21 protein-coding genes and 2 pseudogenes are annotated in these 20,579 nt (G+C 64.3%); 22 read left to right on the forward strand and 1 reads right to left on the reverse strand.

What is annotated here, in order from left to right; all coding sequences use genetic code 11:
- The 21 genes and pseudogenes from ACK41U_RS13320 to ACK41U_RS13420 all read left to right on the forward strand — a co-directional run.
- A pseudogene (locus ACK41U_RS13320) lies at window positions 1–212 on the forward strand (PLP-dependent aminotransferase family protein); the annotation flags it as partial.
- A gap of 38 nt (window positions 213–250) precedes the next feature.
- Window positions 251–826 carry a histidine phosphatase family protein gene (locus tag ACK41U_RS13325; protein WP_409681052.1) on the forward strand — a complete coding sequence of 192 codons (576 nt, stop codon included), beginning with the start codon at window positions 251–253 and terminating at the stop codon, window positions 824–826.
- Window positions 827–904: 78 nt separating this feature from the next.
- A complete protein-coding gene (locus ACK41U_RS13330; protein WP_409681055.1) occupies window positions 905–1,843 on the forward strand; it encodes a LysR family transcriptional regulator in 939 nt (312 codons plus the stop codon).
- A 219-nt stretch (window positions 1,844–2,062) separates the two neighbouring features.
- Complete coding sequence (locus ACK41U_RS13335) at window positions 2,063–3,046, forward strand: TRAP transporter substrate-binding protein (protein ID WP_409681058.1); 984 nt, start codon at window positions 2,063–2,065, stop codon at window positions 3,044–3,046.
- 29 nt (window positions 3,047–3,075) lie between these two features.
- Window positions 3,076–3,819: a hypothetical protein gene (locus ACK41U_RS13340; RefSeq protein ID WP_409681061.1), complete on the forward strand. Its 744-nt coding sequence runs from the start codon at window positions 3,076–3,078 to the stop codon at window positions 3,817–3,819.
- Window positions 3,812–4,303, forward strand: a complete 492-nt coding sequence (locus ACK41U_RS13345) for a TRAP transporter small permease (RefSeq protein ID WP_409681064.1) — start codon at window positions 3,812–3,814, stop codon at window positions 4,301–4,303. Before ACK41U_RS13340 ends, ACK41U_RS13345 begins: the two co-directional genes overlap by 8 nt.
- Window positions 4,300–5,580: a TRAP transporter large permease gene (locus tag ACK41U_RS13350; RefSeq protein ID WP_409681067.1), complete on the forward strand. Its 1,281-nt coding sequence runs from the start codon at window positions 4,300–4,302 to the stop codon at window positions 5,578–5,580. The genes ACK41U_RS13345 and ACK41U_RS13350 overlap by 4 nt, the downstream gene beginning before the upstream one ends.
- A 227-nt stretch (window positions 5,581–5,807) precedes the next feature.
- Window positions 5,808–7,058, forward strand: a complete 1,251-nt coding sequence (locus ACK41U_RS13355) for a flavin-containing monooxygenase (RefSeq protein WP_409681069.1) — start codon at window positions 5,808–5,810, stop codon at window positions 7,056–7,058.
- Window positions 7,055–7,507 (forward strand): type II 3-dehydroquinate dehydratase, encoded by a 453-nt coding sequence (locus tag ACK41U_RS13360; protein WP_409681072.1) that lies wholly within the window; start codon window positions 7,055–7,057, stop codon window positions 7,505–7,507. The genes ACK41U_RS13355 and ACK41U_RS13360 overlap by 4 nt, the downstream gene beginning before the upstream one ends.
- The gene (locus tag ACK41U_RS13365) at window positions 7,504–8,439 is read left to right on the forward strand and encodes a 2-hydroxyacid dehydrogenase (RefSeq protein WP_409681075.1); all 936 of its coding nucleotides are present in this window, start codon (window positions 7,504–7,506) and stop codon (window positions 8,437–8,439) included. Before ACK41U_RS13360 ends, ACK41U_RS13365 begins: the two co-directional genes overlap by 4 nt.
- A gap of 253 nt (window positions 8,440–8,692) precedes the next feature.
- A complete protein-coding gene (locus tag ACK41U_RS13370) occupies window positions 8,693–9,718 on the forward strand; it encodes a PotD/PotF family extracellular solute-binding protein (RefSeq protein ID WP_409681078.1) in 1,026 nt (341 codons plus the stop codon).
- Window positions 9,719–9,780: 62 nt separating this feature from the next.
- Entirely contained in the window at window positions 9,781–10,632 is an 852-nt protein-coding gene (locus tag ACK41U_RS13375; RefSeq protein WP_409681081.1) for an ABC transporter permease, read from the forward strand.
- Window positions 10,633–10,634: 2 nt separating this feature from the next.
- Window positions 10,635–11,444: an ABC transporter permease gene (locus ACK41U_RS13380; protein WP_409681084.1), complete on the forward strand. Its 810-nt coding sequence runs from the start codon at window positions 10,635–10,637 to the stop codon at window positions 11,442–11,444.
- Window positions 11,434–12,567, forward strand: coding sequence for an ABC transporter ATP-binding protein (locus ACK41U_RS13385; RefSeq protein WP_409681087.1), 1,134 nt, complete (start codon window positions 11,434–11,436; stop codon window positions 12,565–12,567). Before ACK41U_RS13380 ends, ACK41U_RS13385 begins: the two co-directional genes overlap by 11 nt.
- The gene (locus tag ACK41U_RS13390; RefSeq protein ID WP_409681090.1) at window positions 12,567–13,562 is read left to right on the forward strand and encodes an NAD(P)H-quinone oxidoreductase; all 996 of its coding nucleotides are present in this window, start codon (window positions 12,567–12,569) and stop codon (window positions 13,560–13,562) included. The genes ACK41U_RS13385 and ACK41U_RS13390 overlap by 1 nt, the downstream gene beginning before the upstream one ends.
- Window positions 13,559–14,164 carry a glutathione S-transferase gene (locus ACK41U_RS13395; protein WP_409681093.1) on the forward strand — a complete coding sequence of 202 codons (606 nt, stop codon included), beginning with the start codon at window positions 13,559–13,561 and terminating at the stop codon, window positions 14,162–14,164. Before ACK41U_RS13390 ends, ACK41U_RS13395 begins: the two co-directional genes overlap by 4 nt.
- A 37-nt stretch (window positions 14,165–14,201) precedes the next feature.
- A complete protein-coding gene (locus ACK41U_RS13400; RefSeq protein WP_409681095.1) occupies window positions 14,202–14,618 on the forward strand; it encodes a RidA family protein in 417 nt (138 codons plus the stop codon).
- Window positions 14,619–14,639: 21 nt separating this feature from the next.
- Window positions 14,640–15,314 (forward strand): DUF1028 domain-containing protein, encoded by a 675-nt coding sequence (locus tag ACK41U_RS13405; protein WP_409681098.1) that lies wholly within the window; start codon window positions 14,640–14,642, stop codon window positions 15,312–15,314.
- A gap of 26 nt (window positions 15,315–15,340) precedes the next feature.
- Entirely contained in the window at window positions 15,341–16,267 is a 927-nt protein-coding gene (locus tag ACK41U_RS13410) for a LysR family transcriptional regulator (protein ID WP_409681101.1), read from the forward strand.
- Between the two features lie 8 nt (window positions 16,268–16,275).
- Window positions 16,276–17,466, forward strand: a complete 1,191-nt coding sequence (gene argE / locus ACK41U_RS13415; RefSeq protein WP_409681104.1) for an acetylornithine deacetylase — start codon at window positions 16,276–16,278, stop codon at window positions 17,464–17,466.
- A 391-nt stretch (window positions 17,467–17,857) separates the two neighbouring features.
- Window positions 17,858–18,457 carry an outer membrane protein gene (locus ACK41U_RS13420; RefSeq protein ID WP_409681107.1) on the forward strand — a complete coding sequence of 200 codons (600 nt, stop codon included), beginning with the start codon at window positions 17,858–17,860 and terminating at the stop codon, window positions 18,455–18,457.
- A 295-nt stretch (window positions 18,458–18,752) separates the two neighbouring features.
- On the opposite strand, the pseudogene ACK41U_RS13425 reads toward ACK41U_RS13420, so the two are convergent.
- Window positions 18,753–19,384 (reverse strand): annotated as a pseudogene (locus ACK41U_RS13425) (IS6 family transposase).
- Window positions 19,385–19,458: 74 nt separating this feature from the next.
- Between ACK41U_RS13425 and ACK41U_RS13430 the strand changes: the two are divergent.
- Complete coding sequence (locus ACK41U_RS13430) at window positions 19,459–19,713, forward strand: hypothetical protein (RefSeq protein WP_409681110.1); 255 nt, start codon at window positions 19,459–19,461, stop codon at window positions 19,711–19,713.
- Window positions 19,714–20,579: the final 866 nt, after the last annotated feature.

Here is a 20,579-nt window from a genome sequence, read left to right on the forward strand (position 1 = left end):
CGCGCGGCGGGTTCTATCTGTGGTGCGAACTGCCGGGAGGTGCCTGCGCCGCAGATCTGGCCCGGCGCGCGCTGGAGGATCAGGTGGTGCTGGCCCCCGGCCCGGTCTTCAGCCCCTCGGGAGGGGCGGGCGGGTTCATGCGCTTCAACGTGACCCAGATGTCACCACGGGCCTATGAGGTGCTGGGCCGCGCGACCCGAGGCCAGACCTGAGACCCGCCCCTTATTGAAACCGACGAAATGGCACCCGCATGCACCGCAGCCCCCCAGATCACCCGGATATTTTCATCCTGCGTCATGGCGAAACGGTCTGGAACCGATCCGGCAGGTTTCAGGGACGGCAGGATTCCCCGCTGACCGAGGCGGGGCGCAGACAGGCGCTGCGCCAGCGCGATATTCTGACCGCCAATGGCATCAGGCCCGACCTGATCTTTTGCAGCCCCCAGGGGCGCGCCCGGCAGACCGCAGGCCTGGTCTTTGGGGACCGGGGCGACGTCCGGCTGGATGCGCGGTTGCAGGAAATCGACTTTGGCCTGTGGGAGGGGCTGACCCGCGACGAGGTCAGGCAGCAGACCGGCGATCCCGGCGCCAGCGGCCTGTGGCAGTTCGCAAGCCCGGAAGGAGAGGATTTCGCCGCCATCTCGGCCCGCGTGGCGCATTTTCTGGATGATCTGCCGGGCCCGGCGGTTGTCGTCACGCATGGCACGACCTCGCAGGTCATGCGGGGATTGTGCATGGGTCTGATCCCGGCAGAGCTGCTGACGCTTCCAAAGGATCAGGGATGTGTCTATCTGATGTCTGCGGGCCGACAGATCGTTCTGCGCTAGCCTGATCGGCGTCGGATGCGGTGGCATCGCGAAAGATCCCTCGTCGCACGACCCCTTCAATGACGATAGGGTGCTGTCATGCATGACCCGAAGACCTTGCAGGATCTGCCGATCCCGTTCCGGACGCTGAGATATATTGTCGAGACAGCAAGTTGCGGCAGCGTCACCGAAGCCGCGCGGCGGCTGTCGGTCTCGCAACCCTCGGTCTCGGCGGCTCTGGCGCAGGCCGAGCGCGAGCTTGGCATCCAGATTTTCGTGCGCCATCACGCGCGCGGCATGACTTTGTCGGTGCCGGGCCGCAGGCTGGTGGAAGAGGCGCGACTGCTGTTGCAGCAGGCGGGCGCGTTCACGGCGACGGCGCAATCGCTTGGGGATCCGCTGAGCGGAGAGATTGTCGTCGGCAGTTTCCCGACGCTGGCGATGCGCTATATGCCCCGGATCATCGGCAGCTTTGTGAGGGCCTTCCCGAACATCAGCGTGCAGTTGATCGAGGGCGATCAGGATGAAATCCTGTCGGCACTGACCGATTGCAGCATCGAGGTGGCGCTGGCCTATGACTATGCCCTTCCGCCCGAGATCCACGCCCACGAACTGACCATGCTGCCGCCTGTGGCCCTGCTGGCCCCGGATCATCCGCTGGCGTCACAGCCCTCGGTCAGCCTTGCCGATCTGGCGGATGATCCGTTCATCCTGCTGGATCTGCCCCATTCGCGCGACTATTTTCACGGCCTGTTCGCCGCCTGCGGACTGGTGCCCAATATCGCGTTCCGCAGCCGGTCGCCGGAACTTATCCGGGGGCTTGTCGGGAATGGCCGGGGCTTTTCGTTGCACAATGTCCTGCCGCTTGGGTCGGTGGCCTATGACGGCAGCAGCATCGCGATGGTGCCGCTGCGCGACCGGCTGCCACCTGTGCGCGTCATGCTGCTGCATCTGTCCCGGCAAGAGATGCGGCCCGCAGTGCAGGCGTTTTCCGACCACCTGCGGACGATGTTTCATGCCGGGACCATGTCTGGCTAGACAAGGGCTTTGCATTGCGCTGATTCGACCCCTGCCAATGCCTGAATAGGCCCCTGTTATTCTTGGGATAGCGCGTCCCTTTCTCGATACGCCATTTTCGCAACCTGCTGAAATTATGGCCTGATTTTCATGCCATTTGCTGCGTTTTTATACCCGGTTTCCTGTTGCCGGATGGTGTTCGCAATGCCGATCATCAGTGAAAATCAACAGGAGGTTCCCATGACACAGCCCATCACCAGGATTGCAGCGATGGCCATGACGGCGGTGCTGCTCACGTCCACAGCGGCCATGGCCGAGACCCGGATGCGTCTTGCGGTCGAAACGACCAGTGGCGATCCCACGCATGTCATGCTGTCAACCTTCCGCGATGCGCTGGCGGAAAGCGCGGGCGATGCGGTCAGCTTTGCCTTCAACGACGGCGGCTCACTGGGCGACGAAAACGCGCTGGCCGAACAGATCCGGGCAGGGGCGGTCGATGTGATCCCGATGGGTTCGGACGGGGTTGCGGCGCTGGACACGCATTTCTCGATCTTTGACACGCCGTTCCTGTTTGACAGCAAAGAACAGGCTCGCGCCGCCCTTGACGGGGAATTCGGTCAGACGATGGCCGCATCGCTGCGCGAAAAGGCCGATCTTGAGGTTCTGGCCTTTGGCGAGCTGGGCGTACGGGTCATCAGCAATTCGCGCCGCGAGATCAACACGCCCGCCGATCTGGCCGGGCTGAAGCTGCGCACCCCCAACAGCCCGACGCGGATGATGGCCTTCACGACATTGGGCGCGGTGCCGACCAACCTGCCCCTGGGCGAGGTTTATATGGGCCTGCGTCAGGGCGTCATCGACGGGCAGGAAAACCCGCTTTCGGTCATCAAGGAGTTTTCGCTGCACGAGGCGCAGCCCTATATCTCGCTGACCAATCATATCTATACGCCGATCACGCTGGTCATGAATGGCGCCGCCTATGACGCGCTGAGCGACGAGATGAAGGACCAGGTCAAGGCTGCCGCCGTGGCTGGGGTTGAGACGACGCGCAGCCTGTCGGACGACAGCGATGCCAGCCTTGTCGAGGAATTCCGCAGCGCCGGCGTCACCGTGACCGAACCCGACATCGCCGCGTTTCAGGCGGCGGCCGAGCCGATCCGGGACCAGATCGCCGAGGTCGTGTCGCCCGAATTCATGGCTGCGGCGCAGGGCATGATCCAGTGATTGCAGCCCCGAAAATCTACCCGCAATTCATGCCTGACGGGTCGGGCGATCTGGCCCGGATCGGCCTGATCTACATCGCCTCGTCCGTCGTGATGGAAGAAGAGATGTGGGCCATGTCCGCGCCCGGTGTGTCCACCCACACCGCGCGCATCCGTCTGCCCAAGGTCACCGTCGAGGGCATCGACGAGATGATGGCCGCGCCCGAACTGGAAATCGCCGCACGCCATGCGGCTGCGGCGCCCATCGACGTGTTGTGCTTTGGCGGCACCAGCGCCTCGTTCCTGCACGGGACCGCCTATGACAAGGCGCTGATCGGCAAGATCGAAGGCTGGGCGCCGCAGCCGAAGGTCACGACCGCCTCGACCGCGACGCTGGCGGCGCTGCGCCATGTCGGCGCGGGCAAGGTCGCACTGGCGACGCCTTATGTCGGCGCCATCCACGACCGCGCCATCCGCTTTCTGTCCGAAAACGGCCACGAGGTGGTCCGGGGCGCGCATCTGGACATCACCGACGATCACGCGCTGGCCGAGGTGTCGTTGGAGCAGGTCTATGACCATGTCCTGTCGGTGGATCATCCCGACGCCAGCGCGATTTTCATCTCTTGCACGAATTTTCGCACCGTGGGCGCGATCGCGGCGCTGGAGGCGCATCTGGGCAAGCCGGTGATCTCGGCCATTCAGGCCTCGTTCTGGCACTGCCTGCATCTGGTCGGCGCCAAAGGGGCCAAACGCGGCTATGGCAGCCTGTTCAGGGGATACGAGGCCGATGTCTGAGGAAACGATCTCTCCGGCCCGCCCTTCGGTGCGCAGGGTTGCGCTGGTGCTGGTGGAAACGGCGGCGGTCGTGCTGTTGGTGGTGCTGGTCGTGCTGGTGCTTGCGAATTCGACCGGGCGTTACCTGTTCTCGCGACCGCTGCCATGGACCGAAGAGGTCGTCGTCGCCCTTCTGATGTGGCTGGGCGGTCTGGGCATCACGGTCGCGGCGTTGCGGAACAGCCTGATCGCCTGTTCGATCTGGACCGCGCGGCTTGGGCCCGTGGCACAGCGACGCCTGCGCCGCGCGCAGAACCTGTTCGGCATCGCAACCATGGCGGCGCTGGCATGGTTCGCATGGCGGTATCTGGGCACTTTCGGGGGCGATCTGTCGCCGCTGATCGGGATGCCCAAGGCGGTGCCGATCACCGGCATCATCGGTTGCGCGGCAGGCTTGTCGCTGGCCTTCGTGATCGACCTGATCGCACCGGAGGATCTGCCATGATCGGTCTTGCCGCAGTGACACTTGGTGTCTTGTGCCTTCTGGTGCTGGTCGGGATGCCGGTGGTGATCTCGCTTGTCGCCTCGGTGCTGATGTTTCTGGCCTTTTCGGGGGGCTGGACGCTGGCGCTGCCGCAGCAGGTGCTGGCGGGCGTGGGGAATTACCTGCTGATCACGCTGCCTCTGTTCATCCTAGCGGGCGGGATCATGAATGCCACCGGCATTGCCGACAAGCTGTTCGACTTTGGCGCGGCGCTGGTCGGCTGGATGCGAGGAGGGCTGGCGCATGTCAATGTCGCGGCCAGCCTGATGTTCGGCGGCATGATCGGCACCTCGGTCGCCGATCTGGCAGGGACGGGGTCGGTCACGATCCCCAAGATGAAGGCAAATGGCTATCCCGGTCCCTTCGCGGCGGCGGTCACGGCGACCTCGTCGGGGATCGGGGTGCTGATCCCGCCCAGCTCGCCGATGATCCTGTATTCGGTCGTCACCGGCACCTCGCTTGGCGCGCTGTTTCTGGCGGGGGTGGTGCCGGGGCTGCTGATGGCGGCGGTGATGATGATCACCATTTCGGTTCTGGCGCGAAAGAACGGCTGGCAGCCGATGAATTCGTTCGAATGGTCGCGGGTCATGCGGACCGGCGTTCATGCGATCCTGCCCCTGGGGATGCCTGCGATGGTGCTGGGCGGCCTGATCTTCGGCATCTTCACCGCGACCGAGGCCGGGTCCTTCGCCGTGGCCTATGCGCTGGCGCTGGCGGGATTGGTCTATCGCACGCTGACACTGGCCAGGCTGCGTCAGGCGCTGGTTGATTCCGTGATCCTGACGGGCGAGGTGCTGATGGTCGTGGGGTTCTCGACCGCCCTGGGCTGGGCCTTGTCGCAGGCCGGGGTGCCTGCTGCGCTGGCCTCGGGGATCGAGACGCTGTTTCCGTTCGAAAGCGTCACGATGCGGATCTTTGCGCTGCTGCTGTTGGCGATGATTGCGGGCATGGTGCTTGATCCGCTGATCCCGATGATCATGCCCGTCCTGCTGCCGGCGCTGCTGGTGATGGATGTCGATCTGGTTCATTTCGGCGTCCTGATCGTGATGACCGTCGTGATCGGGCAAGTCACGCCGCCGGTGGCCATCGCGCTGCTGGTCGCCGCCAAGATCGGCAAGGACGACATATGGGCGGTGACGCGCGCGAATATGCCGTTTCTTTACGCATTGTTCGCGGCGCTGATCATTCTGACCCTGTTCCCGGCGCTGTCCACGACGCTGCCCGCGCTGCTGCAATAGGCGGGCCGCATATCTCCTAAGGTTCTGTATTCGAATGCGTTTACTGCGTGTGGGTTGGTCCTGCCTGCCGATCCGGCCGGGCCTCTGGGTTGGTTTTTCCTGCCCTCTGCAACGGAACATACTTCTTTCACCATGGCCGCGCTTTGCGCAGGTCTTGGTCCAACGCGCCGTCCGCCAAGCGCCCTCTGTGGCAGCCGGCGATGACACCAAACCGAGGAAACTGAGACATGACTGTCGAAAAGATTGATACGCTGGTCGTCGGGGCCGGTCAGGCCGGGATCGCGATGAGCGAGCACCTGACGGACATGGGTGTGCCGCATCTGGTTCTTGAACGAAACCGCGTCGCCGAGCGCTGGCGGTCCGAGCGGTGGGATTCGCTGGTCGCGAACGGCCCCGCCTGGCACGACCGCTTTCCCGGTCTGAAATTCGACGACATCGCGCCCGAGACCTTTCCCCCGAAAGAACGGATGGCCCGCTATTTCGAGGATTACGCGGCGATGATCGAGGCGCCGATCCGCACCAATGTCGAGGTGACCTGCGTGCGCCGCTGCGAGGGTCGCCCCGGCTTTCTCGTCAGCACCTCGCAGGGCGAGATCGAGGCCCTGCGCGTCGTCGCCGCCACTGGCCCGTTTCAGGTTCCGTGCTTCCCCCGGATCGTTCCCGAGGATGCGGCGGTCACGCAGATCCATTCCTCGGCCTACAAGAATCCCGGCCAGCTGCCCGAAGGGGCCGTTCTGGTCGTCGGTGGCGGCGCCTCGGGGGCGCAGATCGCGGAAGAGCTGCAGCGCGCGGGCCGCAAGGTGTTTCTGTCGATCGGCGAACATTACCGCCCGCCCCGGTCGTATCGCCAGCGCGACTATGTCTGGTGGCTGGGTGTTCTGGGCAAATGGGACGAGATCAAGATTCAGGCCAAGAAGAAACACGTGGCCTTTGCCGTCAGCGGCTATGACGGTGGCAAGACCATTGATTTCCGCCGTCTTGGCAATTCGGGCATCACCATCCTGGGGATGACGGAGGGCTATCGTGACGGTGTCGTCGGCATCGCGGATGATCTGGTCCGCAACATCGCCGAGGGTGACCTCGCCTATCTGGACGTGCTGCGCGAAGCCGACGCCTATGTCGAAAGGAACGGCATCGACCTGCCCCCCGAACCCGAAGCGTGGGACATGCAGCCCGATCCGGCCTGCGTGACCGATCCGGTCCGGCAGGTGGATCTGGCGCGCGAAGGCATCACCACGATCATCTGGGCCACCGGCTTTCGGTTCGACTTCAGCTGGCTGCAGGTCGATGCCTTTGACGAAAACGGGATGCCGTTTCACAAGCGCGGCATCTCGGCCGAGCAGGGCATCTATTTTCTGGGCCTGCCTGAACTGACCAACCGTGCCTCATCCTTTATCTATGGCTGCTGGTATGACGCGAAATATCTTGCGACCCATATCGGCGTGCAGCGCAACTATGTCTCCTACGAGCGGACATGACCATGAAACACGTCATGTTCCTGAACGGGCCGAATGCGAACCTTTACGGGCTGGACCCCAGCGGCACCTATGGCACCGACAGCTTTCCCCAGATCGAGGCCGCCTGCATGGCGCGCGCCGCCGAGCTGAACCTGACGCTGGATTTCCGCCAGTCGAACCACGAAGGCGTGCTGATCGACTGGATTCAGGAAGCGCGGCAGAGCTGTGACGGGCTGCTGATCAATGCGGCGGGGCTGACCTATACGTCTGTTCCCATCCTTGACGCGCTGCTGGCCTTTGAGGGTCCGATTATCGAATGCCACATGAGCAATATCTGGAAGCGCGAACCCTTCCGGCACCAGTCCTTTGTCTCGAAGGCGGCGACGGGGGTGATCGCGGGGCTGGGCGTGCAGGGCTATCTGCTGGGACTGTCGGCGATGGCCTCGCTGACCGGGGCGCAACCGGCATGACGGATACGCTGGTTTTCTACAGCGGACCTGACCCGTTCCAGCCATGGCGCGACGCGCTGGCGCCGCTGCTGGGCGATCAGGTCCGTATCCAGAACGCCGATGCGGTGACCGATCCCGAAACCGTGCGCTTTGCGCTGGTCTGGATGCCGCCCGAAGGGTTCTTCGCGCGCTTTCCCAATCTGGAACTGGTCATCAATCTGGGCGCAGGGGTCGACCGGCTGGTCGCGCGCGGCGATCTGCCCGATGTGCCGATCACCCGCCTGTCCGACCCGGAAATGGCCCGGATGATGGCCGGGTTCGTCCTGTTCTCGGTGCTGCGCCACGCCCGCGAGATCCCGCATTTCGAGGCCGCGCAGGCGCGCCGGGAATGGTCCTACAGGCATCCCCGGTCGGCCTCGCAGATCACGGTCGCGATCCTGGGACTGGGCGAGTTGGGTGCGCGGGCGGCGACCGAGGTGGCGCGGCAGGGGTTTGACACGCATGGATGGGCGACCCGTCCGCGCGACCTGCCCGGCGTTACCGTCCATTGCGGCGATGACGCGCTGCCGGGCCTGCTGGCGCGATCCGACATCGTGGTCTGCATGCTGCCGCTGACGCCCGGCACCCTCAAACGGCTGGACCGCCGGGTCTTTGCCGCGATGAAGCCGGGGGCGGCCTTCGTCAACGTCTCGCGCGGAGAGGTGGTCGATCAGGATGCGCTGGTCGATGCGCTGCGCTGCGGGCAACTGTCGGGCGCGACGCTGGACGTGTTCGACCCCGAGCCGCTGGCGCCCGATCATCCCCTGTGGACGCTGCCCGGCGTGCTGATCACGCCGCATCTGGCCTCGGTCGCCTTGCCCGCCAGCGCGGCGGCGCAGATCGCGGCGAACATCCGGGCCATCCGCGACGGCGGCAAGCTGGCGAACGAGGTTTCCCGGCTGCGCGGATATTAGGCATCCTGCCACAGCCCCGCTCAGCGCAGGGAAAGACCCCGTCGCCACGGCGCAACAGATATGGAGGCAAAAACAACAGCTTCGACCGACCATCAGGAAGAACCTTCGCAATGAGTAGGTATTAACAGTTAAGCCCCGGCGCCTTGCACTGCGCACTGTCCGATGACGGAACGCGCCCTGCGACCCCGGCACCGACCACCCCAAGGCGGCAGCCCACAAAAAGCCGCTTCCCCTTCAACAGACGGAGCACGCAATGAAACATCTTCTTCTGACTGCCGCAGCGATGGGTCTGCTGGCCTCCGCCGCCTCTGCCGAGACGCTTGTGGTCAGCAGCTGGGGCGGCAGCTTCCGCGACCTGATCGACGAAGCCATCGCCACGAAATTCACCGAGGACACCGGCGTCGAGGTTGAGTTCATCACCGGCGGCACCATCGACCGCTTGAATCAGGCCAATCTCAGCCGCGACAACCCGGAAAGCGACGTGACATTCACCACGTCCCATATCGGCTGGCTGTACACCAATCAGGGCCTGTTCGAAGAGTTGGACATGGCCAGAATCCCCAATGCCGCCAATCTGGTCGAACAGGCGAAAATCAGCCCCTCGCATATCGGCGCATGGGCGTATGTCTACACCATCGGCTATCTGCCCGAGGCGCTGCCCGAAGGCGTGACCTTCGACAGCTGGAACGATCTGTGGTCGCCCGAACTGGCGGGCATGGTCGCCACGCCCGATTTCGACCCCTCGCACATCATCGCCGTGTCGGCGGCGCTGGAAGGTGCCGAAATCGAGAACTGGATGGACGCCACCGACAAGCTGCTGGCGCTGCGGCCGAACCTGCGCGCCTTCTACACCAATGACGCCAATTCGCAGCAGCTGATGTCGACGGGCGAGACGCCGGTGCAGGTGATGCTGTCGATGAACGCCTATCACATGCAGACCGAGGGGCTGGACGTGCAGCTTGCCATCCCGCAAGAGGGCGCGGTTCTGGGCATCGACACGATGGCGATCACCGCAGGCTCCGACAAGCAGGATCTGGCCTATCAGTTCATCAACGCCGCCCTCGATCCCGAAGTGCAGGCGAAGATCGCCGAGATCAAAAAGGGCAGCCCGGTCGTGTCGAACGTGGAGCTGCCGGACGAGCTGGCCTCGCTGCCCGGCATCTTCACGACGCCGGAACAGTGGGAAACCCAGACCCTGATCATCCCGCACCAGCTGCGCGCTGAAAAGACCGCCGAATGGCGTCAGTGGTTCTCGGAAAACATGGTTTCCGGGAACTGAGATTCCGCGGCCCCCGGCGCATCCGGTGCCGGGGGCCGTCAACGCAGGAGGAGATGTCACAGATGACGAAGCGCCCTTTCCTTGGCTGGTTCGCCTCGCCCTCGATCCTGATCGCTTTCGGGATCACGGCGTCCTTCCTGGCCATCGTCCAATACAGCTTTCGCGCCTATGTGCCCGGCGCGCTGGACCCCGGCGGCTTTACGTTGGACAACTTCACGACACTGTGGAAGGCGGTCTATGGGCAGGCCTTTCTGAACACCGTGCTGCTGTGCGTCTGGACGGCGCTGTTCACGCTGCTGATCGGCTATCCGCTGGCCTATGCGATGGTGCGGGCGCGGTCGGCCCGGCTGCGCAGCGCGATCCTGCTGATTTCTCTGACGCCGCTGTTTCTGGGCGAGATCGTGCGCACCTATTCCTGGATGATCGCCCTTGGCAACCGGGGTTTCGTCAATGCGGTTCTGATGCAGCTTGGCGTGATCGACCGGCCCATCGCCTTCATGTTCACGATGACGGGCGTGGTGATCGCGCTGGTCCATTTCACGCTGCCGATCGTGGTGGTGATGCTGGCGGCCGCCCTGTCCCATATCGACCGCAACCTTGAACGGGCGGCCAGTTCACTGGGGGCGGGGCGCATCCGCCGCTTTGTCACCGTGACGTTGCCGCTGTCGATTCCGGGCATCGTCGCCGCGACCTCGACCGCCTTCGCCTGGACGTTTTCGGCCTTTGCCACGCCGCAGATGATCGGTGGCGGGCAGGTTCAGACGATCTCGACGCTGGTTTATCAGGTGGGTTTTGCGTCGTTCAACTTTCCGCTGGCCGCATCGCTGTCGCTGGTCGGCCTGCTGTTCACCATCGCCGTGCTGGCCGTTTTCAACACCGGCATCCGCCGCCTTGAGCGCATCGGAGGACATTGAGCATGAGAAAGACCTTCCTCGACCATGTCCTGGACTGGAGCGGGCGGATTCTGCTGACCCTGATCCTGGCCTTTGTGCTGCTGCCCTTCGTGGTCGTGGCCATCGCCTCGTTCAACGACGGCGCGATCCTGTCTTTCCCGCCCCGGAACTGGTCGCTGCGCTGGTATGCCAATGCGTTCGAATATCGCGACTTTGGCGCCGGGCTGGTGAATTCGCTGAAGATCGCGGGTCTGGCCGCCACCGCCGCGCTGGTTGCGGGGGCAGGCTTTGCCTATGTGCTGAACCGCTATGACTTCGCACTGAAAGCTGCGCTGAACGGCATCCTGATGTCGCCGCTGATCATCCCGAATTTCACCATCGGGCTGGGCCTGCTGGTCCTGTCGGCAGCGGCGTCGCTGCCCCGGTCGCTGTGGCTGGTCGTGGCCGCCCATGTGATCATCGTGCTGCCCTTTGTCGTCAGGTCGGTCTATGTGTCGCTGCAGAACTTCGAGCGGCGCTATGAACAGGCCGCCGAAAGCCTTGGCGGCACGCCGTTGCATGTGCTGCGCACCGTCACCCTGCCGCTGCTGGCGCCGGGGCTGATCTCGGGCGGGCTGTTCGCGGCGATCCTGTCGTTCAACGAATTTACCGCCTCGCTGTTCGTCGTCAATCAGAGCACCCAGACCCTGCCTGTCGCGATGTATAACTATGTCCGCGAATATGCAGACCCGACGCTGGCGGCGGTGTCGGTCATCTATGTCATTGCGGTCGCGGCCATCCTGCTGATCGTCCATAAGTTTTTCCGTCTCGAAAAGGCTCTCAATGTCCAGTGAGAAGGCGCTTCACGCCCCCGACCAGAACCGGGATCACCCCGCCGTCCAGATCGACGGCGTCTCGAAATCCTTTGGCCGCGCCGTGGCGCTGGAACCCATCTGGCTGAAGGTCCGCCGCGGAGAGTTCCTGACCCTGCTGGGCCCGTCAGGTTGCGGCAAGACCACGCTTCTGAACCTGATCGCGGGCTTTCTGGAGGCCGATGAGGGAGAGCTGTTCATCGACCGCGAGCTGGTCACGCAAATGCCGCCGCATCAACGCGAGATCGGCATCGTGTTTCAGAACTATGCGCTGTTTCCGCATATGACGGTGGCGCAGAACGTGGCCTATGGGATGCGCACGAGGCGCGTTCCCAGAGCGGACATCGAAACCCGCATGCGCGAGGCGCTGGCGCTGGTCAAGCTGCAGGACTTTGCCGACCGCCGCCCCAAACAGCTGTCCGGCGGCCAGCAACAGCGCGTGGCCCTTGCCCGCGCGCTGGTGATCCGCCCGCGCGTGTTGCTGCTGGACGAGCCGTTCTCGGCGCTGGATCGCAATCTGCGCAGCGCGATGCAGGTTGAACTGCGCGAGATCCAGACGCGGCTTGGCCTCACCACGGTCTTTGTGACCCATGACCAGAACGAGGCTCTCAGCATGTCGGACCGCATCGCGGTGATGTCGAATGGCCGGATCCGCCAGATCGGCGCGCCGTCGGATATTTATGACCGTCCGCAAAGCCGGTTCGTGTCTACCTTTGTGGGTGACGCCAACCTGTTCTCGGCCTCGCTGACCGGCAGGGCAGGCGGATCGGTGGAACTGGCCGTGGGCGGCACGCGCCTGTCGCTGATCCCCTATCAGGACGACCTGCCCGAACCCGGCCCGGTCACGATTTTCGTGCGGCCCGAACAGTGCCGCCTGACCGCTGCGGGCACGCCGGGAACGATCCCCGCGACGGTGGCGGTGTCGGTCTATCAGGGCAGTTTCGCGGAGCTGCATCTGGACTGCCCGGCCGCCGAGGGCGGTCGCGTGATGCTGCGCGTTCCGGCAGCCGAGGCGATGGCGCAAGGCACCCCGGTCGGCATTGCACTGCCCGAACGCGGCCCGGCGGTCTATGCCGCCGACGCTCCAGCCAGCGAGGTCGCGTGATGGCTATGCAGGCGATCATCGCGGGACGCCCCGGCGGCCCCGAGGTCCTGGCCCTGGTCGACCGCCCCATCCCCGGCCCCGGACCGGGTGAGGTTCTGATCCGCACCGCCGCTGCCGGGGTGAACCGGCCCGATGTCATGCAACGCTCGGGCGCGTTGCCTGCGCCTGCGGATGTGTCCGACATTCTGGGGCTGGAGGTTTCGGGTGAAATCGTGGCCGTCGGGGCGGGTGTGGACGCTGCGATGACAGGCATCCGCATCATGGCGCTGGTCAAGGCGGGCGGCTATGCCAGCCACGCCCTTGCCCGCGCCGATCATTGCCTGCCGGTCCCGGACGGGCTGGACATGCTGCAGGCGGCGGTGCTGCCCGAGGGGCTGTTCACCATCTGGCACAACCTGTTCGACCGGGGCGCGCTGCAGCCGGGCCAGACGGTGCTGATTCAGGGCGGAGCCAGCGGCATCGGCACGCTGGCACTGCAACTGGCGCAGGCCTGGGGCGCAAAGGTCATCGTGACCGCCGGCAGTGCCGACAAATGCGCGCGCCTGCGGGCGATGGGCGCCGAGGCCATCGACTATCGCGACGCCGATCTGGTGGCCGAGGTGGCGCGCCTGACCGACGGGCGCGGCGTCGATGTCGTGCTGGATATCCTTGGCGGCGACATGGTCAGCAGGCATCTGGCCTGCATGGCACCGGGGGGGCGGCATATCGGCCTGTCCTTCATGTCGGGCATGATCGCGCCGGTCGATCTTGGGCTGGTGATGCGCAAGGGGCTGTGGCTCAGCTCTTCGACGCTGCGGCCCAAAAGCGATACCGAAAAGGCGGCCATCGCGGCAGATGCCCGCGCGCATCTGCTGCCGCTGATCGGACCGGGCAAAGTGTGTCCGGTCATCTCGCAGGTGTTTCCGCTGGCCGAGGCTGCGGCGGCGCATGCCCTGCTGGAAGGCGGCAACAACTTTGGCAAGATCGTGCTGAGCACCGGGGGACAGACGGAATGAAACTGTATTGGGGCTCTGCCTCGCCCTTCGTGCGCAAGGTCATGGTGACGGCGCACGAGCTGGGGCTGCAAGACAGCATTCGACTGCTGGACAGCGCCGCCCATCCCGTCGATCGCGACCGGCGCATTCAGGCGTTCCATCCGCTGGCCAAGGTGCCCGCCGCGATGACCGATGATGGCACCGCGCTGTATGACAGCCGCGTCATCTGTGAATATCTGGACAGCACGGCGGGCGGCGGCCTGTTTCCGGCGTCCGGCCCGGCCCGCTGGACGGCGCTGCGCCGGCAGGCACTGGCGGATGGCCTGCTGGATGCCGCTCTGCTGATCCGGTATGAACACATCGCCCGGCCCGAGGCACGGCAATGGGCCGACTGGATCCGCAAGCAGGGCGAAAAGGTCACCGACGCGCTGGACGCGATGCAGGCCGACCCACCAGAGGATGGTTGCCACGACATCGGCGCCATTTCCTTTGGCTGCGCGCTAGGCTGGCTGGATTTTCGCTTTCCCGACATCGACTGGCGCAACAGGCGCCCGGCCCTTGCGGCATGGCAGGCCAGCTTTGACGCCCGCCCGGCGATGGTGGCGACGCGGCCCACCGCCTGACACCCCGACCCACCTCCCTGAAACGAAAGACATGATCATGGCGCATCTTCGGCACCGCAAATTCAACACCAAGGACACCTACCCGGAACAGAACCTCGACAACGATCTGTCGCAGGCGGTCGTCGCCAAAGGGGGCACGACCATCTTCCTGCGTGGCCAGTGCCCGCAGGATCTGGACACGGCCGTCAATCTGGCCAGCGGCGATCCGGTGGAACAGACCCACAAGGTCATGCAGAACATCCGCCAACTGGTCGAGGAATGCGGCGGCGAGATGGCGCATGTCACGAAGCTGGTCGTCTATCTGACCGATGTGCGCCACCGCGAAAGCGTCTATCGCACCATGGGCGAATACATCAAAGGCGTGTTCCCGGTCTGCACCGGCCTGACGGTCGTGGCCCTCGCGCGCCCGGAATGGCTGGTCGAGATCGACGCCACCGCCGTCATCCCCGACTGAACCGCAACGCAAGGAGCCAGAATGACATTCTCGATCATCGGTCACTGCCCGGATACGGGCATGTTCGGCACAGCCATCTCGTCCTCGTCGCCCGCCGTCGCCGCGCGCTGTTCATTCGCACGGGCGGGGGTGGGTGCTGTGGCCACGCAGAACGTCACCGATCCGCGGCTTGGCCCTCAGGCGCTGGATCTGATGGCGCGCGGTGCCACCCCGGCCGAGGCGTTGGCGATCCTTGAACGCAACGGCGCGCATATGGCGTTTCGTCAGGTGCTGGCGGTCGGGCGGTCGGGCGAAAGCGCGATCTATTCCGGCACGCAGGTTCTGGGCATGTGGTCCGAGGCGCAGGACCGCGATACCGCAGCGGCGGGCAACCTGCTGGCAGATGCCGGTGTCCCCGAGGTGATGGTCCAGCATTTCACCAACGCGACCGGCCATCTTGGCGCGCGTCTTGTCGGCGCATTGCGCGCGGGCCTTGATGCGGGGGGCGAGGCGGGCCCCGTCCATTCCGCAGGCCTGTTGCTGGTGGACCGGCAAAGCTGGCCGCTGGCGGAGCTGCGCATCGACTGGACCGACGACTGCCCGATCACCGCGCTGGAACGGGCATGGGAGGTGTTTCACCCGCAGATGCAGGACTATGTCGCCCGCGCGCTGGACCCCGGAACGGCGCCCTCTTATGGCGTTCCGGGCGATGAATGACTAAGCTTGCGCTGTAAGGGATCGTCATGCCGCTCAGGTTCACGCTGCGACAACTGGGATATTTCATCGCCGTGGGCGAGGCGGGCAGCATCGCGCTGGCGGCTGAAAAGGTGAATGTGACCGCGCCGTCCATGTCCTCGGCCATCGCGCAGCTGGAGGCGGGGTTCGGCGTGCAGCTGTTCACCCGCCGCCACGCGCAGGGATCGGTGCTGACGCCCACGGGCGAGCGGTTCATGGAACAGGCCCGCATCGTGCTGGAAAGTGCCGGAAAGCTGAACGATCTGGCCAATATCTATACCGGCAGCGTGCTGGGGTCGCTGCGGGTCGGCTGTCTGCGGACCTTTGTGCAGCTGATGGTGCCGCAACTGCGCCGCAGTTTCGAGAACCGCTATGCGAATGTCGATTTCACCCAGATCGAACTGGATCAGGCGCAGATCTTTGACGCCCTTGGGTCGTCGCGGATCGACGTCGCGCTGACCTATGACCTGTCGATCCCCAGTGACATCGACTTTCAGTCGCTGCGGACCCTGCCGCCCTATGCGATTGTGGATGTGGAACATCCGCTGGCCGACCGCAAACAGCTGACCGCCGAGGATCTGGTCGATCATCAGATGGTGATGCTGGATATGCCGCACAGCTCGGATTACTTCCTGTCGCTGTTCCGCGCGCTTGGCCGTCGGCCAAAAATATCCGAGCGGACGACCGAAATCTCGATCCAGCGCAGTCTTGTGGCCAATGGCTACGGGTTCGGTATCGCGAATATGCGCACAATCTCGGAATCGTCGATGGACGGGAAGACGCTGAAATTCATTCCCCTGATCACGCCGGTGCCGCCGCTGCGCCTTGGCATCGCCATGTCGCGCGCGGCCCATGTGTCGCGCACGATTCAGGCCTTTATCGACCATTGCCATGAAACCGCCGATGCGGGCAATCTGCCCGGCATGGCGGAATAAGGTTCCCCATGATCCCCGAGATTCTTGCCCGCCTTGTCGCCTTCCCGACCGTGTCGCGCCAATCCAATCTGGCGCTGCTGGACTATGTCGAGGACCTGCTGCGCCCCGAGGGCGTGCGGCTGGAACGCTATCTCAGCGAAGATGGCAGCCGCGCGAACCTCTGGGCCAGCACCGGCCCCGCCATTCCGGGTGGCGTGGTGCTGTCGGGTCATTGCGATGTGGTTCCGGTCGAGGGTCAGGACTGGAGCCGCGACCCCTTTGCCCTGCATGCCGAAGGCGGCAAGCTCTATGGCCGCGGCACCGCCGACATGAAGGGCTTTCTGGCCGTCGCCATCCACGCCCTGCTGCGCGCGGCGTCCCGGCCCTTGCGGCTGCCGCTGCATCTGGCGATTTCCTATGACGAAGAAATCGGCTGCCTTGGCGTGCGCGGCATGCTTGAGGCACGCGGCGATCATCCCGAACGCCCGTCCTTGTGCCTGATTGGCGAGCCGACGGGCATGCGGATCGCTGTCGGCCACAAGGGCAAACGGGCCCTGCGCGCCTGTTGCTTCGGGCAAGAGGGGCACTCGGCCCTTGCGCCGGACGCGTTGAACGCGCTGCATCTGGGGGCGGCCTTCATCGACCGCCTGCAGGCGCGGCAGGACCAGCTGCGGCAGAGCGGCGCGCGCGATGACGCCTATGACATTCCCTATTCGACGATCCATGTCGGCGTGATGCAGGGCGGCACGGCGCTGAACATCGTGCCGAACCGCTGCGACATGCAGTTCGAGCTGCGCAATATCGCAGCCGACGATCCGCAGGCGATCCTCGCCGGGCTGCATGACGACGCCGAAGCCATCGCAGCGCCGTATCGCGACCGCTTTCCCGACGCCCGGATCGAGATCGAAGAGCTGTCGGGCTATCCCGGCCTTGACACCGCCGCCGACCACCCGGCGGCGGCGCTGCTGCAATCCCTGCTGGGGCAGTCGGAACCGGCGATCAAGGTGGCCTTCGGCACCGAGGCAGGCTTGTTTCATCGGGCCTTCCGCGTGCCGACGCTGGTCTGCGGACCCGGCCACATGGCGCAGGGGCACCGCCCGGACGAGTTCGTCAGCGAGGATCAACTGGCCGAATGCGACCGTTTCCTTTCGGCACTGACCGACATTCTTGAGCACGAAAACAGTGCCGCGACGCTCACGGCCAACTGGCCGCGCGCATAGCGCGCGCGGGTCTGTTTTCACATGCAGGGTCGGGGCTGCGCAGGCATTCGCCCGCCTTGCCGTCTGCCGTTTGCGGGACAGAGGCGCTGATCCGCCCGCTGCCTTTCCACCGACAGGTTGCGTGAAAGCGGATCGGGTGATGCTGGGCGACATTTTTTTGCCGCTTTAACAACGCGCTTTCTTCTGCATTGCTGGGGGTCATGCCCCATCGTGAACAAAAAACCAATAATTGTGCAGTCTCTGCACAGTTTGCGTTCTCTGCTATCACGCGCATTCACAGCTGCGTGGTTGCTGCGCTGCCACGGCTGAGCAGGCGGGGTGTTCAGGTCTTCTTCAAACCCAGCCCAGGCAGGTCTAGGTCGGCCGGACCAACCTGATTGGAGAAGACAAAATGAAATTCGCATCTGTTGCTATCGCCGCCGTTCTCGCCACTGGCACCGCCAATGCCGGTGGCTATGTCGCCCCGGTCGTTGAAACCGCACCGGCTCCGGTCGTTATCTCGCCCATCGTCAGCGACAGCAACTGGACCGGCTTTTACGCAGGTCTGCAGTATGGCCAAGGCAGCGGCGATCTGACGGCAGAGGGCGCTGCGGATGTCAGCGAAGACTTCGACGCCTATGGTGTGCATGCCGGTTACAACCACGACTTCGGCCGCTTCGTGCTGGGCGGTGATCTGGACTACAACCGTCTGGACATCGACAACGTTGACGACAAGGGCGACCTGCTGCGTCTGCGTGCCCGTGCAGGTTATGACGCCGGCCGCTTCCTGCCCTACGTCTCGTTGGGCGCTGCCAACCTGAAGGCTGACCTTGGCGGCGTCGACGTGTCGGAAACGGCCGTTACCTATGGCATCGGCGCAGACTTCAAGGTTACAGAGCAGTTCGTTGTCGGCGCGGAATATACCCGCCAGGACTTCAGCGACGTTGCCGATGTCGACGGTCTCGACCTCGACACCGACATGGTGCAGCTGCGCGCCTCGTTCCGCTTCTGATCCCTGTATCCGGATAATCGCAAGACGGCCCTTCGCAGGGCCGTCTTTTTTTTGGGCCCCGGCGCATGTGAAGGGCAGGGGACGAGTGCTGCCGCCGCAGGCAGCCTGCAAGCCGCGCTGATTCCGCCTCAGGCCACCGATGCAAGCCAGTCTCGGAACGCCACGAAAGCGGGGGACAGCGGGCGGTCCGGTTCTGTCGCATGAATTCGATGGGCATACAGCCTGGCGTTTCCGGCCATAATTATGCTGCGAGCGCGGCGAACTGCTGGAATGCGGTGAAACGTGATCCGCCGAATTATCCCTTGCGGACCATATGAGCGGTTTCGATCCCGGCGAGGGTCGCCGCAGCCGAGTGGACCGCCTTGAAGCCCATCATCGGTCCGGTCATGCGCTTGATGAAGCGGTGATCCTGTTTGAGGATGTTGTTGAGATATCTGACCTGCCGGACCGTGATGATCTGCCCTGCGCCTGTGAACTTCAGGATCACGTTCACCGCCTGAAGTCCGGCCAGATTGGCGCCGCTCTTGTCGATGACGACCCGGTCCGGCACTCCGTTCGTGCTGATGGCGCGCTTGAAGAAACGCCGGGCAGCAGCCAGATCGCGACGCTCGGACAGCATGACATCAAGAGTTTTCCCGTTCCGGTCAACGGCGCGGCAGAGGTAGGTCCATCTCCCTTTCACCTTGATGCAGGTTTCGTCCATTCGCCAGGAGACAGCCGTCGGTCGCTTGCGGGCTTGCGCCTCGGCCGCGATCCGTGGCGCAAACCTGACCACCCACCGGTTCAGCGTGGCATGATCGACACGAACCTCACGTTCGGCCAGAATCTCCTCGAGATCACGGTAGGAAACCGCATGGCGCAGATAGAAGTGCACTGCATGCAGGTCACCGATTTCGGGTAGTGCATCCCCTTGAAATCAATCGCCATGCTTTCAAACCCGCTCGTGCCGGTAACGCGCGGCTGATCTGCTGCATCACATCCCAATAGGGAAGAGACAAAGCTTGCGGCAGTACCGACGCGTCTGGTGCGAGCAGGCCCGCGCCGCCACCGCCGGGATCAAGGGAGACAACGCTGCGAAGGTTGTTGCGGTGCTGGCATCAAGGCCCCTTGTCTCGGCCATGGAACTGGAGGTGAAAGCCGCCATCAGCCGCCCCACCGCCGAGCGGATGCTGAAACGCCTGACCGACCTGGGTCTGACCCGAGAGGTGACTGGCCATCGGCGTGTCCGACTCTGGACGATCGCGGGGCCTCGGTAATGCCCGGTTTGCGCCCTCAAGGGCCTTTGCGAGAAGGGCAGGGATGTGCTCCGGTATTCTGGACCGAAGGAGGCTGACTGATGAGCGACGACAGGAGGGCCACGACCACAGACCCATCGTTACCCGTGCTAACGAGCGAAACGCGCCAGTCCAACTGGCGACGGGCCAATCTTCTCAGATACAGCGTCCATCTTGCCGTGACGAGGGCCTTGGATTCCGGGGATCTTGAGAAGCAACCTTGCGAGGTTTGCGGCGCCACGACTGCCGATGCCCACCACGATCGATATGATCAGCCTCTGAACGTCGGATGGCTGTGCCGTAAGCGAGAGGGGGAGGGGGATCAGCCGGGGGTTGTGCGGCGGGAGCCCACCGCCTCGGGTCTCTTCCCGACACTCCGAAAGATCGCTAGCAGCGGCGTCCCGTCGGCATGGGTACCGGCGTCCTCAATCTGATAGTTGCGGCTGGGTTCGCAGACCTCGGTCAGTTCCCAACGCCGGTAAAGCCCTGGGAGCCGCCTGAAGTCCGCGAGCGACAGATCGGCGGTGTGACTCATGCGTGCGATCTCATGGAGTTCACTGGGACGGTTGATACGCCCGAACCAGAAACAAAAAGGGACCGACCCTTGATAAGGGCCGGTCCAGTTGCGCGTGCCGGGAAAGACGGCGCACAGGCGAGCGCCGGCTGGCAACGCGGGGCAGTTCGGTAGGGCTAGACCTGAAGGCACGCGGGCATTCCTCGCAGGACGATTGTCATCAAAGCAGAAGTGCCGAAAATATCTGCATATGGTCCCCTTCTGTTCTAGTAAGATGGAGAAAGGAAGCAGCACCACTCCGCGCAAAATTATTTATACACCTGTTTTATATCGA

The sequence above is a fragment of the Paracoccus sp. (in: a-proteobacteria) genome, assembly GCF_046289755.1.
In the GTDB taxonomy this organism is placed as follows: Bacteria; Pseudomonadota; Alphaproteobacteria; order Rhodobacterales; family Rhodobacteraceae; genus Paracoccus.